The organism is Apibacter muscae (assembly GCF_007845595.1).
Taxonomy (GTDB): domain Bacteria; phylum Bacteroidota; class Bacteroidia; order Flavobacteriales; family Weeksellaceae; genus Apibacter; species Apibacter muscae.
This window is the reverse complement of the sequence record NZ_SELI01000021.1, coordinates 27,957-43,220: the sequence shown is the minus strand read 5'-3', so window position 1 is coordinate 43,220 and position 15,264 is coordinate 27,957. Positions and strand designations below refer to the sequence as shown.

The following is a 15,264-nucleotide window of genomic DNA, read 5'->3' as shown; positions in this document are numbered from 1 at the left end:
TGTTTTTTAGATGTTAAGATTTTTAAGTTTTTCTAAGTAGTTTATAGAACCACCTTCATATTTGTCTTTTTTGGCTTGTTCATCAGCCATGGATGATTCTAGTTCTGTGAACTTGTTAAGGATTTTCGAAGATCTTTCAGCTTCATTTTTGAATTTTTGAAGATCTTTTATCAATATTTCTTTTTCCTCTTTTTCCTTGTTTAATTGTTTTTCTAACTCTTGGATTTTAGTATCTTTTGGATCTGTTTCAATGGGAGGGTCTTTTGGCTCCGGTTCAGCGCTATTTTTTTTAATTTCTTTTAGCGCTCCGTTTTCAAAGACATAAATAGTCCCATCAGACATTGTAACTTCTCCTTTAGCTGGTTCTCCGTTATAAGAGGCAGTATCTCCTATTTTAACTTCTTCGCTTTCTTGTACTTCTGAAAAAAGTAGTTCATTGTTTGAGGCATCAAATTCAATTTTATTGTTAGCTTTAAAGGCTTTGGTGAAAGCATTAAAACGCTTTTTTAACCATGTTTCTTTGTTGTTTTTTTCTTCCATTTTACGCATTATTTTATTTAGAAATTCAGGTTTGTATACTTCATCTACCTCAGTCCCAAACTTCATATCTAAGGCTTGATCTAAAGGGATATAGGTTTCTTGCTGCATTAATTCTCTTGCTTGTTGTTCACTCATTAGGGTGTGTTCAGTGTAGAATTTTGCTAATGATTCATTTACAAATTCAGAGTCTTCACCCATAGGTGAATATGCTTCGTGTATAAATGGTAGTATATAGGGGTTGAGTATTCGTTTATCTCCTGCGAGAAATATAACTGTACCTATAGAGGCAACAAAGCCATCGGCCCGGGTGGTTATTTTAATGCTTTTTTCTTTGGCAAATCTTCTAAGTTCTCCATAGATAGCGAAGCCTTCGTTTACATAACCACCATCTGTCTTTATCCTTACCAAAACATCAGGCTCTCCATTGTATTCCTCAAGCCTTCTTTGCAAGTCTTTCAGTGTGAAAGTATTTTCAGATTGATAATCGGAGATACCGCCATATATTTTAATCTCAAAAGCCATAAAGAACGTTGTATTTTATTCAAAAATACAGACAATGGGAGATTAGTTGTTGGACAGACTTTTGTCCAATGGTGTTAAATAAAGGAGATAAAAAAAGCCCCGTGTGGGGCTGTGGAACTTAATATGCTATTTAAGTAAATGTTTTAGTTTAAATTGGAATTTAAAACATCCAATCTTTCTCCCAAATAAATGAATTTATAAATACCCATTTATCTGCATCTTTTTTATACCAAATGGTAAAGTTGGTGTCATTGTCTTTTTCCCAGGTAACTTCTTTAATCAATATTGGTTGATCTCTTTCCTTTTCATTAAAATAATTATATAACTCTATTCTAAATTCAGAGATAATAGCTTCATTTAATAAATATTCTTCTTCTATAATAGGTTTATATTTTTCTTTAATTTGTTCAAAAGACCAATTTTTTACTTTTTCAGGATCTATAAAAGCCATTGGTTGGGTATTTATTTTACTTTTTGTAGATATAATTTCAATAGGGGTACTAACGGCGGGGTGCGATAGCTGTTTATGTTCTTGACAACTTATTTGTAAAACTAGAATTAAAACAAAAAGATTAATTTTTTTCATACTATATAGAAAGTTGTATTTGCGAACATAGAGTTTAACTGGATTAAAACATAATCTAAATGACGATTTCTCAAATTATTTCCTATATTCATAATACTTAAATAATCTAATTTAAATCCCCCATTAAGTCTATAGCTGTCATGATATTCATCTGAATGGCTTATTCCTCTAATAGGAACATTCCCTATAGCATGACCGAATTCATGCGCTACAGGATATTGTTTGTATTTAGATCTACCTGCGTATCGAGTTACTATTTTTGTATCTTCTGTATCTAAACTTATAATTTTACTATTCCAATTTACGTAGCTTGTTTGAAACCCTCCTGGAGCAATCTTAGTTACATTTACTTTCCAATGAGGATTTATCAATGCCCATTTAATATCAAAATTAACCGTAAAAGTGGTATTCTTATGCTTTTCAGCAAAAGAAGAAGTTCCTTGAACTTTTAATTTAAAATGACCTCCCCAAATTTTCCATATTCTTTGGTCTGCCAATTCATGAAATTTTCTTCTTTCAGTAATTGTCCAAGGGGTAACCTTTGTAAGCCAGTTGTATTGCCATCTTTCCTGTATAAGAATGATATTTCTACCTTCTTCTATAAAAATATCCATTCTATCAGTTCTTTTGGTTGTAGACATATAATAATAAAAATTTATCTATCCCAAAGATAATTATTTATCTGAGTGAGATAAATTTTTATTTGTTTTTTTCTCTTATTTCTTCTAACATCCTCTCTATGTCTGATATGGAGTTGATTTTAAAAACCCTTAGAATTTCTAAGGGTTTTTGATTTGTTATTATTTTTCTACATCTAATCTATCTATAACCTCAAAAAGTTCATTAGAATAATTAAATATATCATCTAATGAAGATAGCTCAAATTTATTTTCCTTTTTATTTTCATCTAAAATTGCAAGATATTTTTTTGTTGTATTAAAGTACAGACGACAAATAGTTTTTCTGTTATTATCATCAAGTAATATAGCAAAATAAGACATTGCATCTCTGTGATGAACTCTGGAGCCTTCTATTTTTTGTCTTAAAATAGTTTTCACAATTAAAAAGCCTTCTATTTCTTCTTCTGTTGTTACTACTTGATTATTATCTTTTTCTACTTCTATTTCTGTGTCAGAATTCTTAGGAGTTTTATCTTGTTCTTTGTTGAGAGCTGTATTTAACCTTTCAGTAATTAAATCACTTATATATTGTTGTACAGATTTTTTTGTTAAATCTGTAAACATTTCTAATACTTTAGAAGTTATAACACTAGGATATACCTGTTTTGCAAAGTGTTTTACAAACTCGGGAGAAGGCTCGTTAAATTCTTGATTTAATATTTTCTTTATTTCATTTGTGTATTTTAATTCACTAGCTGTATTTGTGATATTATCTATATCAAAATATGATTTATGAAATTTCTTTAATTCTTCAATTTGGGCTGTTTTGATTTTAGTTATATCAAAAGAAAAGAATGGTTTGTCATCCATTTTATTTGGCTCAACAAGATCAGAAAAAAATTTGTATTCAATACCATTAGTTAATATTGAAAACTTAGCAGTAGTAGTATGGAAATATCTAAATAGTTGTGATTCATTATCAATAGATAAGGGTACACCATGCCATTTACACTCTATCAAGATTATAGGGTTACCATCTTTCATTAAGGCATAATCAATTTTTTCTCCCTTTTTTATCCCTACATCAGCAACAAATTCAGGAACCACCTCAAAAGGATTGAAAACATCATAACCTAATTCTTTTATAAAAGGCATGATAAAAGCGTTTTTTGTAGCTTCTTCTGTAAGAACTTGCTCCCTTAATTTTACAACTCTATCTCCAAGAACCTTAATTTGATCTTTGAAATCCATAATAATTTATTTTTCTCAAAGATAAATATTTATATTATATTAAAGTATTATAATAATTGTTTATTTTATTTCTTCCTGTTCTTTTTTAATAGTTTTAAAAACATTGTCTAAATCATTAAAAGAATTTATTTCATAAGTTCTGCCATTAGATTTAATAAACCCTATTACTCCGTCATTTATAAATAAATCAACTAAATGTACATTTAAAGTATTTGCTATCTTTTGTAAGGTATCTAAAGTAGGATTGCCATTTAAAGATTTAGAAAGTCCTACTTCTGTTATTCCTATTTTTTCTGCTAAATCTTTAAGCATTAATCCTTTATTTCTACAAATTTCCTTTATTCTATACATTTTAAATTTAAATTAGTGCAAATTATTTTTCACTTAATTTATAAAAAACTGATGTTTCTAATTTAAGATTCAACATATTTAAAAGAGAATTTAATTTACCTTCTCCAATGTCTGGAGCTTCTTTTCCTTTAGCTATATTCTTTAAATAAAAAAATTGCCTTCTACTTATAAAATGTTTGTCTGGGTCTATTCCGTCAGTAGTTAAGCCATTATCTTTTAAATACTTTTCAAATAACTCTACTATTCTTTTATATAGGTCTTGTTTGCTTTCAAAAATATCTTTCATAAGACAAAGATAAAAAATATTATAAAAAAAGTGCATAAAAATTTGCACAATACAAATAGTGCAATTATATTTGCACTATAAAATAACAACAGATAATACAAACAACATGAAAACGATATTAAAAAATATAATGATTGAAGCTTGGAAATTTTTTAGAACTACAGGTAAAGAATTTTCAGAATGTTTAAAACAAGCTTGGAGAAATTTTAAACTTGTTCAAGCTATGAAAAAAGGTATCGTAAAATTTTACTTCACAAAAGTAAATGGAGAAGTAAGAGAGGCTTGGGGTACTTTAAATGAAAAATTCCTGCCTGTAATTTCAGGTATTGACAAAAGAAAGAAAAATGAATTTGTACAAGTATATTTTGACACAGAAAAGCAAGAATACAGATGTTTTAAAAAACTAAACTTGATATAAACCTTAAAAAATAAAGCCATGAAAACAATAAGTATATCCTACGAACAAAGACTAAATATTAACGGGAAAATAGGATATGTAGATTTTATAGGGGAGGACGTAATAGTACTAATCAATGATAGTAGCACAACAGAAGTTATAAATATTAAAGACATAAAACAAATAGAAACATTAACAAACAATCCACAAGGATGGTCAACAAAAGACATTCATTACAATTAATAAAACTTTAAAACCCCAATACCATGCAAGAATTAGTAAAAATCACAGAACAAAACGGAAAACAAGCAGTAAGTGCAAGAGAGTTGCACACGTTTTTAGAAAGTAAGCAACAGTTTTCAAACTGGATAAGAAACAGGATTAAAAAATATGGTCTTATTGAGAATCAAGATTATATAGTTTTTAATAAATTTATTAAAAACCTAGAGGGAGGAAGACCTCTTGATGAATATGCCTTAACCCTAGATTGCGCAAAAGAATTAGCAATGGTAGAGGGAAATTTAAAATGCAAACAAGCCCGACAATATTTTATAGAATGCGAAAAGAAGTTAAGAGAAGTAACACAAAGACAAATAGGAGAGGTGAAAGACCTAAAAACCATTGAAGCTAAAATAATGGTTGCTAGATTTTATTTAGAAGTTTGCAGCCCAAATGAAAATTCTAAACTCATGCTTATGCACTCTATTGCCAACCCTGTGGGCTTAGACCTTCCAGACTACACGACCTCCAAAGATGTGTTGCGTTCAGCATCTGAGCTGCTTAAAATAAACAACATAGGTATGAACACAAGACAACTAAATCAATTATTATTACAAGAAGGAATTTTAACCGAAAATTCAAGACCTTCAAATAGCAAAGCAGCTAAAGATGGAAAGAGTTATTTCAAAACATTAACAGAAAAGGGATTAGAATACGGAGAAAACCAATCCTCAATTCATAACCCTAAAGAAACACAACCCTTATATTATGAAAATAAGTTCATGGATTTATTAAAGTTATTGAATTTATTGTGAGTTCCTTTCATTTTGTATCTTTACAGCTGTTGTTACAACTTACAACTGCAATTGATGGGTGCGCAGGCTGTTGTGAGTTCCTTTCATTTTTAAAATTACAGCAGTTGTTACAACACACCATTATCTTTCATTCTTTGTATTTTCGTTGTGAGTTCCTTTCATTATTAAAATTACAGCAGTTGTTACAACCCTTTAATCCTATAAATAGTTGATAGGTAAATATTTAGAAACTAAATTAGGATTAAAAAAAACTAAAAAACCGAATAAAAAATTATTTTTTATTCGGTTTTTTTATTTCTGATATTTAGTGTTCTTAAATGCTCTAATATTATACAAATTTTATTGAATTATTGTTGGAGTTAACTCTTCTTTAGCTCTATCAAATTCCTCTTGCGTAATAATACCCAAATCCAATAAGTCTTTTTTCTCTTTCAATAATTTGATAGCCTGTTCTTTAGTAATTTTTGCATTAGTTAGTAATATTTCTCCTGTGTTATAAGCTTGATCAAAATTTAATACAGTAATATATTTTGTTAATGGTATTTTTTGCCCTTGAACAGGTTGTGTTTGTAATTTAATTCCATAAGTACCCATGCTTCTGAAAATTTGGATTTCTTCTATTGTTATATAATTACCTGTTAAAGTTCCATTTACATAATCAATACCTCTTAATAATGTACCATTTAGAGTTCCAAATATTAAAAAACTAAAATCGCCTCCAGTACCTTGTTTATTTGAAGGAATACCGAGTTTTAGAGTATCTCCTTTTTTTATACTATTGCCATCTTCAGTTATATATGTTCCAACTATACAGTTGTTAGAATATTTATTTCTAAAATTACTATCAGAAAACTCATTATAATTAAAAGTTTCCACTTCCTTTAATTTTTGCCCAAATGAAAACACGCAAAGAGTTAATAAAAAGAATAAGCTTATTTTTTTCATAAGTAAAATTTTAGCCCAAAAGTAATGATTTTATCTCAGTTGGAAAATAAGATAGTGTAGTAAATTGTAGAAGTATAGAGATATAGTAGTAAATAATGAAAAACAAATAAATAATATGATGTAAGCAGTAATGTTATTTATTTTAGTATAATGTTTTTTATTATTTTTAGGATTTACAGATTCAACAAAATCTAATAAGATTCCCATTAAAAAGAACAAGGCTAATAGTGAACTTATTATACCAAATATTTTTTTGTACCATGATATATCATTTAAGTAAACCCAAGGAAAAATAATAAGAATAAATGATGATAGAAACAATATTATTGATATAAAATTAATTAGTTTTAAATAAATTTTGTTTCTGACAATAGATTTATGTTCTTCTTTATTAACTCCTAAATATTGAATATTTATATTTATTACTCTGTCAAAAGGAATTACAAAACAGTCCCCTGGGATATCTTTAAATTCTTCTTTTTCATCTTTCCTTTTTTTAGCATTAGTTAAATAAATAAATTTTAAATCATTAGTTTTCTTATCAGTAGTAAATTGAGATATAACCCCTGAATATAGTATGGTATCCTCACCGTTTAACCTAAATAAAATATCAGCAAAAGTTTGATTAATTTTTTTATTTATATGTTTAAAAGGTTTAGTTAATGAGATCTCTCCTTTAAAGTAATAGTGCCAATGATTAGAAAATCTAAATAAAGGAAATTTAACGTCTAATTTTAATATTCTTACAATTTTATGAGATGTAAATCCAATAAGTATAGCTAAAATAACAGATGTAAATAAATATTGAATCAATAGCATTATAACCTCTATGTCATAGGGAGGGATTTTATTTTTTGATAAATTTTCATAAATATTATTAATATGAGTTTGATCTGTAGTAAAAGTTGACGAAGAGGCTAAACTCGTTAATAACAAATTAAATATGACTACAACACTTCCTAAAAAAATAGTAGAGATGACGTTGTTGGCTGTTGAAGTATTATTGAATTGGTTTGAAAATTCACCTAAATAATAAAATCTTTTTAAAATGAGTCCAGGAATGATAATGGTTATTATTAGAAATATAATATTTAAAACTAGTAAACTAGCATCCATTATTAAAATTAATTAAGAAATTTTTAAAACTCTGCCATCCTTCATTTTGATTTCGATAGGTTCAATTTCCTTATTACCTGTTTCGTTTCTTTTATTCATAGCTTCATTCAATCTTTTAATATATTCAGGATTAGATAAAAGTTCTTTACCGTCTTTATCAATTAATTCCATATCAGAACCAAAGAAAATATCAAATACATTAGATACAGACTTTAAAGCTCCTATAAATGCTTCTTTAAGTATTAATGTAGTATTTTTCATGACTTTTAATATTAATAAGTTACATTACACCCCCTAAAAATGAGATGAAATTTCTAGTTAATAACTTAGAAAGCTTACGCAAATATATATAATTCAGCTTAAATATGTATTTATATTTACATATTTTTACCTTTCCATTTTTTTTATAGCTCGTATGATGGTTTTGATATCTACTCTAAACTCCTCAGCGGTTAATTGGTATTTTTCCATTTTACTTAGTGAATTATCTACTCCTTTATAGAACTTATACATTTCATAATGGTTTACTACAGAACAGCTAATTAAGCCCCCTCTTACCATCCTTTTAAATACACTCTTATTTTTATTTATTAATTCTCCTACACATTCCATTTTTCACACTTTTCAATGCTTTGTCTTAATTTATAAGGCAATTCACACCCACATTTCACACAATATTGCTCTGAAATCAAAGGGATTCGCTTGTCTTTTACCCTCAAAAAGCTAATAGGCTCCATCTTCATAAACTCACATCCTGCACATATTTCAGCCCTTTTTTTGGCTAATTCTTCTATTGTTTCAACAGGGGCATTAAAATTATTAATACCCTGCTGAACTGGATCTATTCCATTTTTAGAAATAGTTTTTATTTTTTTTAAAAAACTAGAAACCCGCTCCATCGCTTATTCTTTGGTTTTTACTTAACTGACTGATACCTTTTTGACTTCCTGCTTGGCTGCCTTGCAGGCTTCCTATTTGTGAGCCTATCTGACTTCCTATTTGTGAGCCTTGTTGACTACCTATTTTACTTCCATTTAAAGCCCCTTCATATACCCCTTGTTTTATAGAGGAGGAGAGGGATGATAAATCAAAATTATTTGAATTTTGACTGGAGGCTAAAATCATTTGAGTGTTAACTGGGAATCCCTGAAACATGTCAGAGGTTGGGCGTAGTAACTCTATATTCTGCCACCCTCCGTAAGCTTCTACATCTTTATGATTAAACACTACTTCTTTTCCATGCACAGCTCCTCTTTCTTCGTAAATGGAACTACCTCCAGTATATCCTCCTTTGAAGTAGCCTTGAGAGGGCTCGTTTTTTCTCAAAGGCGAAACTTGTATAGCTGTTACTACTCCTTTACCTACCTTCTGCAAGCCTTCTGTAGCATTTCCCATATCTACACCAGCTATTTTGGCTACCTGAGCAAATCCAAATACCCCGGTAGCAATTGCTTGAGCAATTGCGTACCCTGGAATAGGTAATCCCTTTTTGGTAAATGTTTCTAACGTGTTAACAATTGATGCATACGTGCTAATAGTAGTTGCTGCAATAGCAGCTGCTTTCCCCGCCATTGCTTGCTCTCCCATAACTTGAGCTACACCTTGAGCTATTTGTGCGTATGCTTCAAGCTCTGCTAGCTTAGCTTCTTGCTGTAGTTGAATAAGGGCATTTTTATATTCGTAATCCATATTATAAAGGGCAGAATTTAAATAAGCTTTTCTTTCTAAAGTTGCTTGGTCTATTTCGTAATTAATATCTGCCATTTTAAGGGCTTGTTCTTGCGTTTTTATTTCTACTAATTCATTTTCAAGTTTAATTCTTTCTTCATTTTGTTGGTATTCATTTTTTATTTGCTCAGATTTAATTAAATACTCGCTTGCTCCACTACTAATTAAAGCTTCTATTTTTTGCTTAAACTCTAAAGCTTTTGCTTGTTTCTGCTCTGCGAGTATTTGGGCGTTATATTTATCTTTATTTTCCTTAATTTTTTTGTCTGTTTCGCTTTCCAATTTAATTTTTTCATATCCAAGTTTGGTGGTAATTTCTAAGATTTTAGCGTTCTTTTCCTGTTCGTTTTTAATCGTTTGGCGGGCTTGTTCTATTTGATTTTTAGCTTCTTGGTCGAGGAAATCTTTTTGCTTGTTTTCGATTTCTTTTAAACGCTCCGCTTCTAGCTGTAAAAGCTTTTCATTAGTTCTTTTACTTTCATCTAATTTGCTTTCACTAGTTCTAATAAATTCGTCTAATTCGGCTTTCATGATAGCTAAGCTAGAGTTGGATATGGCTTGTAAAGCCTTTAACTGCTCCTGAGCTTGTTTTAAAGATTCATTGTCTTTTTTTGAAGACCCGGATTTTTTAGTGTTTTGCGAAGGTGGTTTAACAGCGGTTGGCTTCGTTGAATTAGCTTCACCTCCTTCATCCTTTAAAGCAGAGGAACTAAACTCAATTTTATTCAGTTTGCCGTTTACGGTTGTGTTTATAGCGCTTTCATAAGCATTTTTAATGTCTTTAGCTCCTGAGATAGCAATGTCTTTCATTCCTATAAATCCATCTTTTAAGGAATCTTTTATACCATCTAGATCTAAGGTTAAGAGAGATTTAATTAACCTCGCGCTACTTTTTAGATTATTCCATAGTAATTTGAGTGCAGACGTAGCAATTGACATTTGAACCTGAAATATAGTTCCAATACTACCAATGGCCCCTCTAAGAAGCATCGAACTATTGTACGTTTCAATAAATCCGTTAGCAAATTCAATTATACCATCAATCATTTTAATTAATGTACCATTCACCCAAGATTTTCCTTGTGCTTTCATCATTTCAAATGTACCCCCAGACGTATTGAATAACTGCGCCCATTTTTGATTTAAAGCCTCTGTTGATTTGATTTCAATCTGTCTAGCTTTTTCGATTTCCGTTAATTCTCGGTGGGTATTTTCAAGACCATTATTTAGGGCTTTAACGATATGCTCGTAACCTCCAGTATCTTCACCCATAGAACCCATTACATTAGCTACTACCGCCCCTGTATCTTTGAAAGATAAACCAAGTTCTTTACCTTTTTTTATTAGTTTGTCTAATACCTCACGACCTTGTACCTCTCCAGCTTTATATTGCTTAATTAAATTATCAATAAAAGCTTTGCCGAAAGTATTATCTAAACTTTCTTTTCCCGCTTTATTTAGATCATTGAAACGTATGGAAAATTCTTTGATAGTGTCAACAAGTTTATCTTTATATGTACCTGCTTTCGCTCCTTCTTCCATAATAGAGAAGAACTCATCAGCAGAATAACCCATATTTTTAAAGTGTGAGACATATTCAGAAGTATTATCAAAGAAATCTTCTGCACTCTCTCCAGAACGTATAAAACCATTCGTCACTTTATTAAAGGCATCTTCATAACTAATACCCATGCTATTTGCCACCGCATTAACAGCATTTAGGGTCTGTTTTTCGCTTTCTCCTGATTCTTTAGACAAAGTTCTAACCTTTACTGTTAAATCCGTTAGAGCATCCCCTGAAAGACTTGTAAATTGCTGAACCAAACGTGTGGATTTGCTCATTTCGACATTATAATCATACCACATTTTTGTGAGTTTTGCGACTCCTGCTAAAGCAATTAAAAATGCACCAATAGGGTTGGAGCCTAGAGCTAATGCTTGAGAGTATAGACCTTTAAATTCTCCTGTAAGAGCCTGAACAGGAGTAGCCCCCCCTTGTAAAGTTTCAAATAATCCCTCTAATTGCCCTCTATAATTTCCTACCTCTACTTGATTAACTCCTGTAGATTTTTGAAGCTCCTTATACTCTTTATCTTGAGCCTGGATAATATTTAATAATCTTCCTCCAACTTCAATATTGTTTCTCTGCCCTGTTGTTAAGTCTCTATATATTTTCCTATTATTAGCAAGAGCTTGACTAAGCTGGTTAATAGACCCGTCCGTTTTTATTATAACTTCATATTCATCCACCAAGGTTTTATTAAAAGCATCAACCTGTCTTTGAGAGTTTCTTAATTCTTGTTGTTCTTTTCTTAAAGCAGACGCATTTAATTCAAGTTCATTTCTTAGTCCTTTATTTTTGTCTTGCAGCTCTTTTATTAACCTTGCTCTTTCTTTATATTCATCACTATTCGACTTTCCTTGTCTTGCTAATGAACTTAATACTTCGCTGTCTCCTAAGATGGTTTTTTCGTTTTCTTTAATTGCATCAGTAAAAAATTTTACTTCTCCTTTTAATATTTCAACCTGTTTTCTAGCTTCTGCCGCCTTACTCAAAAAACTATCAACATTTAAGTCTACTGTAGTGACTTTTACATTTTGTGTCTTCTCCAGTTCTTTATTAACCTTTTGCAGTGATATAATAGTTGCTTGAGCATTTTTTTGAGATGCATCTGAATTTGCCTTTTCCTTTTGTTTTGTCATCTCCAGAATTTCATTAGCTCTGGTTCTTTCTTTGTTTAATTGGGCAACTTGGGCTTGTAAATTAGCAATAGTTTCTGCCTGAGCCCGCATCGAGGCTTTCAGCTCATCCATTTGCTTTTTGTTCTTTTCTAATTCCACATTCATGGATTTATCAGAAGTGGTAAAAAGATTTACAACCTTAGATAGTTTTTCGTATTCAGAAGTCATCGTATTTAATGATAAAATAACTCCATCCTGTTCTTTTTTTACAATTTGTAATTTTTGGGTATAATTTTGAATAGATTTTTCAAGTAAACTTGTATCCCAATCAAGTTCAGCAATAGATATTTTTTCTGCCATTTTTTTGTCTTTTATTAAGAATATGCTTTAAAGCCTGATGAAATTATAGGTTTATAATATATATCACCTTCAGTGGTGTTTAGTTTTACTTCAATATTTCCACTTATAAACCCTTCATAGGTAGTAGCAAAATCACTTTTTCCTATTTTTATTTCTAATGGGTTTGAAATATTTAATATCTCATTTTTGTTCAAAATTGAATAAGTTTTTTCTTGTATATCAGGTTCAAGAATAGTAGTGTTTTTTAAAATTTCTTTATTATCTAACACGCATATACTAACTATTGGATCTTTTTTATCTCCAAAGCCAACACCCACATATTGGTAATTTGAAACTATAAAGTCTAAAGTGTTTGTACTTGATATATATTCAAGAGGAATAGTTAGTTTTATTAGTATATGACCTTCATGATCAAACCATTCTAATGGTAAATAGATTTTTTTATCTATTCCAACGCTATTCTCACCAACACTATTATTTAAAGAAGTATTTGAACATCTCCCATTATCAAGCTGAAACCTGAAATCGTACAATCCATATGGTAATTTAATTGAAGTAAATACATTGTTACCATCCGTTTGAAAATTAACTTTAGCTTTTTCCCATTCTGTTTTTTTAATTGAGCGAAAGTAAATATGATTTATATAGCCATCTAAGTAAGGTAAAGAAATTTTAAAAATTTGATTTTTTTCTGAGGGATTATCAAAAGGCTCAATTGAGAAAGATGTAACAATTGGACAGGTGGTTAATACATCACTCTTTACTCTAATAAACTCTCCTTCAATTTTTGATTTTGATACATTTAATGAATTTGGAATATAATACATGCCTTCTTGCTTAAAATAATAAATACCTTTCAAGTCAAAGTGTTCTAAAGCTCCTTTTGATAGAGCTAAGTTTATTGTGTGTATCCTTAAATCATTTAAAATTTGCTCTGTTTTTTGCCAATAATTATTTATAATTTGTTGATATTTTAGACCTTCAAAAGTTGCAATAGGCGCATTTGACACATTATTTTTTGAAGTTTTAAGAATACCTGAAATAAGATTTACATTAACTAGGGTAGGGTGAAGTTGTCGCAAAATATAAAATCTTTTATCTAGTTCCTTATATTTAACTGTTATAGTTTCTTCTTTTTGATCAACCTGCTTGTCCCAAATTTTACACACCGGCACAACAATCTCACTAAATCCTGTATGAATAGTCTTGTCTAATTTTTCAGGAGAGTAAAATTTAGACTCAAAAATTGTTGTTTCATCTTCTAAATTAACATCATCTATTTTTATATAACCATCGTTGTAGTCTACATCACTATCATTGTATTTATATCGAAAATAATTTAATTGTGCATAATTATTTATTTGGTATTCCTCATTGGTTCTATTTGAGTAAAATTTGCTATAGTCATATATCTTTCCTTTATTAATACGCTCATCAATGGTTAAAAAAGTAGCGATTTTGTCATATTTGTCGATATATATTGATAATCCAAAATCTGTCACGAACTTTTTAAATAGATCTGTTATTTTAAAATCTTTTAAAGCCAATTGAAAATCTGCCTTACCGGCATCTAACGTATTTATAGATATTTCAATATTGTATAAATGTAACTCTCCGTATTGAAATACGTTTTTTTCCCACTGGTTAGGACCTAGATTATTTCCAATTCTATCTCCACCCATGGTGGGTTTTATTCTAAAATTTATAACATCATTTGGTTTTAGATTATAAATAGTCTTGTTAACAGGTTGTGTTAATTGGCTTATTGGAACTCCCGAAGGCGATTTAACCACAAAACTATTAACCTCAGCTTTTACAATTTCATTAACAAGAATTTCAAGAGTGAATGTGACATATTCGTGATAGGTTTTGACTTTAGCGTCATTTGGATTATAAGATGTTCCGAAAGGGTCATAATATTGCGACACTAAGTCAACATACCCGTTAAGTGCAATACTTAATTCAATAGTTTCAGGCTCATCTTGTGGTATTTTTAATCCCCAGTTATCAATAAGAGTATAACCTTTATTAAGAGCTTTATCAGATATTGAAATTTCATTCCATTTTTTATAGGAATTATCCTTTTGCATCTCCTCGCTTGTAGTGATTTTGACGAACCCTCCTTGAGAAGGTATAAAATTATTACCCCCTGTATATTTCTTAAGAAAGGGTCCATTTTTTCCCTCTAATATATTTTCAACGCTTTCTTCAACAGGAATTGTAGGTTTAGGATAAGTAATCCAACTATTAAGATAATCAGGAGAAGAAAATACAGAACCAATAAATGTCCATTGAAATCTTTTTGCAATTTCGTCGATTATATATTTTAATCGAATAGATGGTACTAAATAATCTATATTTATGGATTTGTCTAAATAGATGTTTCCGTTATAGTCAGCCAACAAATAACGATAGTATTCGTTAGAAAAAGAATTAATAACTGTATCTATGTTTTTTATATGGTTTGCTTTAGATATATCTAATTCTCCACCTCCTACATTTTTATTTTCAATGTCTTTATAAAGGTCAATTACACCTTCGTAAATATGAATATTAAATTCCTCGTCAGAATTTTCAATTACTGCCCAACCATTAGAAATTAGAGTCGCTCCATCAACTTGATACGTACAAGTGTTTTTTTTGTATGGTCTTCGAGAAATGTCACCAATTAAAGATAATCCATCGAAAATTTTTAAATTATTGGCTGTTTTAGGAACTGAAAAACTATCAGAATATGTACATTTATTTTCTTGAATTGCTCCAATATCAGAAACTTGATATTTAATTTTTATATCTGTGTCCTCATGAAGATCTACGAGTTGATTATTAATTCTTAATATTTTCAT

16 protein-coding genes are annotated in these 15,264 nt (G+C 29.8%); 3 read left to right on the top strand and 13 right to left on the bottom strand.

From position 1 onward, the window contains the following. Positions 1 to 6: 6 nt before the first annotated feature. The 6 genes from ETU10_RS08590 to ETU10_RS08565 form a co-directional block, all read right to left on the bottom strand. Positions 7 to 1,062: an ATP-dependent Clp protease proteolytic subunit gene (locus ETU10_RS08590; protein WP_146311496.1), complete on the bottom strand. Its 1,056-nt coding sequence runs from the start codon at positions 1,060 to 1,062 to the stop codon at positions 7 to 9. A gap of 160 nt (positions 1,063 to 1,222) precedes the next feature. Beyond that, positions 1,223 to 1,648, bottom strand: coding sequence for a hypothetical protein (locus ETU10_RS08585; protein ID WP_146311494.1), 426 nt, complete (start codon positions 1,646 to 1,648; stop codon positions 1,223 to 1,225). Further along, a complete protein-coding gene (locus ETU10_RS08580; protein ID WP_146311492.1) occupies positions 1,645 to 2,289 on the bottom strand; it encodes a hypothetical protein in 645 nt (214 codons plus the stop codon). The genes ETU10_RS08585 and ETU10_RS08580 overlap by 4 nt, the downstream gene beginning before the upstream one ends. Positions 2,290 to 2,448: 159 nt before the next feature. After that, a complete protein-coding gene (locus tag ETU10_RS08575) occupies positions 2,449 to 3,519 on the bottom strand; it encodes a type I restriction endonuclease (RefSeq protein WP_146293025.1) in 1,071 nt (356 codons plus the stop codon). 60 nt (positions 3,520 to 3,579) lie between these two features. After that, positions 3,580 to 3,870, bottom strand: a complete 291-nt coding sequence (locus tag ETU10_RS08570) for a helix-turn-helix domain-containing protein (RefSeq protein WP_146293023.1) — start codon at positions 3,868 to 3,870, stop codon at positions 3,580 to 3,582. 22 nt (positions 3,871 to 3,892) lie between these two features. After that, positions 3,893 to 4,156, bottom strand: a complete 264-nt coding sequence (locus ETU10_RS08565) for a hypothetical protein (protein ID WP_146262427.1) — start codon at positions 4,154 to 4,156, stop codon at positions 3,893 to 3,895. Between the two features lie 106 nt (positions 4,157 to 4,262). On the opposite strand from ETU10_RS08565, the gene ETU10_RS08560 reads away from it, so the two are divergent. Genes ETU10_RS08560 through ETU10_RS11325 form a run of 3 tightly spaced genes read left to right on the top strand, consistent with a single transcriptional unit; the run spans position 4,263 to position 5,587 of the window. Next, positions 4,263 to 4,574, top strand: a complete 312-nt coding sequence (locus ETU10_RS08560; protein WP_146293021.1) for an SH3 beta-barrel fold-containing protein — start codon at positions 4,263 to 4,265, stop codon at positions 4,572 to 4,574. Positions 4,575 to 4,592: 18 nt separating this feature from the next. After that, entirely contained in the window at positions 4,593 to 4,796 is a 204-nt protein-coding gene (locus tag ETU10_RS08555) for a hypothetical protein (RefSeq protein ID WP_146311490.1), read from the top strand. Between the two features lie 23 nt (positions 4,797 to 4,819). Then, complete coding sequence (locus ETU10_RS11325; protein WP_246118454.1) at positions 4,820 to 5,587, top strand: antA/AntB antirepressor family protein; 768 nt, start codon at positions 4,820 to 4,822, stop codon at positions 5,585 to 5,587. A 339-nt stretch (positions 5,588 to 5,926) separates the two neighbouring features. On the opposite strand, the gene ETU10_RS08545 is transcribed toward ETU10_RS11325, so the two are convergent. The 7 genes from ETU10_RS08545 to ETU10_RS08515 form a co-directional block, all read right to left on the bottom strand. Next, entirely contained in the window at positions 5,927 to 6,532 is a 606-nt protein-coding gene (locus ETU10_RS08545; protein ID WP_146311488.1) for a hypothetical protein, read from the bottom strand. Between the two features lie 30 nt (positions 6,533 to 6,562). Then, positions 6,563 to 7,648, bottom strand: coding sequence for a hypothetical protein (locus ETU10_RS08540; RefSeq protein ID WP_146311486.1), 1,086 nt, complete (start codon positions 7,646 to 7,648; stop codon positions 6,563 to 6,565). A 12-nt stretch (positions 7,649 to 7,660) separates the two neighbouring features. Further along, positions 7,661 to 7,909, bottom strand: a complete 249-nt coding sequence (locus ETU10_RS08535) for a hypothetical protein (protein WP_146293013.1) — start codon at positions 7,907 to 7,909, stop codon at positions 7,661 to 7,663. Positions 7,910 to 8,035: 126 nt separating this feature from the next. Beyond that, positions 8,036 to 8,260: a hypothetical protein gene (locus tag ETU10_RS08530; RefSeq protein ID WP_146311484.1), complete on the bottom strand. Its 225-nt coding sequence runs from the start codon at positions 8,258 to 8,260 to the stop codon at positions 8,036 to 8,038. Continuing rightward, positions 8,248 to 8,547, bottom strand: a complete 300-nt coding sequence (locus tag ETU10_RS08525; protein ID WP_146311482.1) for a hypothetical protein — start codon at positions 8,545 to 8,547, stop codon at positions 8,248 to 8,250. Before ETU10_RS08525 ends, ETU10_RS08530 begins: the two co-directional genes overlap by 13 nt. Beyond that, the gene (locus ETU10_RS08520) at positions 8,531 to 12,418 is read right to left on the bottom strand and encodes a phage tail tape measure protein (protein WP_146311480.1); all 3,888 of its coding nucleotides are present in this window, start codon (positions 12,416 to 12,418) and stop codon (positions 8,531 to 8,533) included. The genes ETU10_RS08525 and ETU10_RS08520 overlap by 17 nt, the downstream gene beginning before the upstream one ends. Before the next feature lie 14 nt (positions 12,419 to 12,432). After that, a complete protein-coding gene (locus tag ETU10_RS08515; protein ID WP_146311478.1) occupies positions 12,433 to 15,264 on the bottom strand; it encodes a hypothetical protein in 2,832 nt (943 codons plus the stop codon).

What these genes read in the sequence shown, in the direction of transcription:
- ETU10_RS08590 (WP_146311496.1), bottom strand. Translation starts at nt 1,062, where the DNA reads ATGGCTTTTGAGATTAAAATATATGGCGGTATCTCCGATTATCAATCT.
- ETU10_RS08585 (WP_146311494.1), bottom strand. Translation starts at nt 1,648, where the DNA reads ATGAAAAAAATTAATCTTTTTGTTTTAATTCTAGTTTTACAAATAAGT.
- ETU10_RS08580 (WP_146311492.1), bottom strand. Translation starts at nt 2,289, where the DNA reads ATGTCTACAACCAAAAGAACTGATAGAATGGATATTTTTATAGAAGAA.
- ETU10_RS08575 (WP_146293025.1), bottom strand. Translation starts at nt 3,519, where the DNA reads ATGGATTTCAAAGATCAAATTAAGGTTCTTGGAGATAGAGTTGTAAAA.
- ETU10_RS08570 (WP_146293023.1), bottom strand. Translation starts at nt 3,870, where the DNA reads ATGTATAGAATAAAGGAAATTTGTAGAAATAAAGGATTAATGCTTAAA.
- ETU10_RS08565 (WP_146262427.1), bottom strand. Translation starts at nt 4,156, where the DNA reads ATGAAAGATATTTTTGAAAGCAAACAAGACCTATATAAAAGAATAGTA.
- ETU10_RS08560 (WP_146293021.1), top strand. Translation starts at nt 4,263, where the DNA reads ATGAAAACGATATTAAAAAATATAATGATTGAAGCTTGGAAATTTTTT.
- ETU10_RS08555 (WP_146311490.1), top strand. Translation starts at nt 4,593, where the DNA reads ATGAAAACAATAAGTATATCCTACGAACAAAGACTAAATATTAACGGG.
- ETU10_RS11325 (WP_246118454.1), top strand. Translation starts at nt 4,820, where the DNA reads ATGCAAGAATTAGTAAAAATCACAGAACAAAACGGAAAACAAGCAGTA.
- ETU10_RS08545 (WP_146311488.1), bottom strand. Translation starts at nt 6,532, where the DNA reads ATGAAAAAAATAAGCTTATTCTTTTTATTAACTCTTTGCGTGTTTTCA.
- ETU10_RS08540 (WP_146311486.1), bottom strand. Translation starts at nt 7,648, where the DNA reads ATGGATGCTAGTTTACTAGTTTTAAATATTATATTTCTAATAATAACC.
- ETU10_RS08535 (WP_146293013.1), bottom strand. Translation starts at nt 7,909, where the DNA reads ATGAAAAATACTACATTAATACTTAAAGAAGCATTTATAGGAGCTTTA.
- ETU10_RS08530 (WP_146311484.1), bottom strand. Translation starts at nt 8,260, where the DNA reads ATGGAATGTGTAGGAGAATTAATAAATAAAAATAAGAGTGTATTTAAA.
- ETU10_RS08525 (WP_146311482.1), bottom strand. Translation starts at nt 8,547, where the DNA reads ATGGAGCGGGTTTCTAGTTTTTTAAAAAAAATAAAAACTATTTCTAAA.
- ETU10_RS08520 (WP_146311480.1), bottom strand. Translation starts at nt 12,418, where the DNA reads ATGGCAGAAAAAATATCTATTGCTGAACTTGATTGGGATACAAGTTTA.
- ETU10_RS08515 (WP_146311478.1), bottom strand. Translation starts at nt 15,264, where the DNA reads ATGAAAATATTAAGAATTAATAATCAACTCGTAGATCTTCATGAGGAC.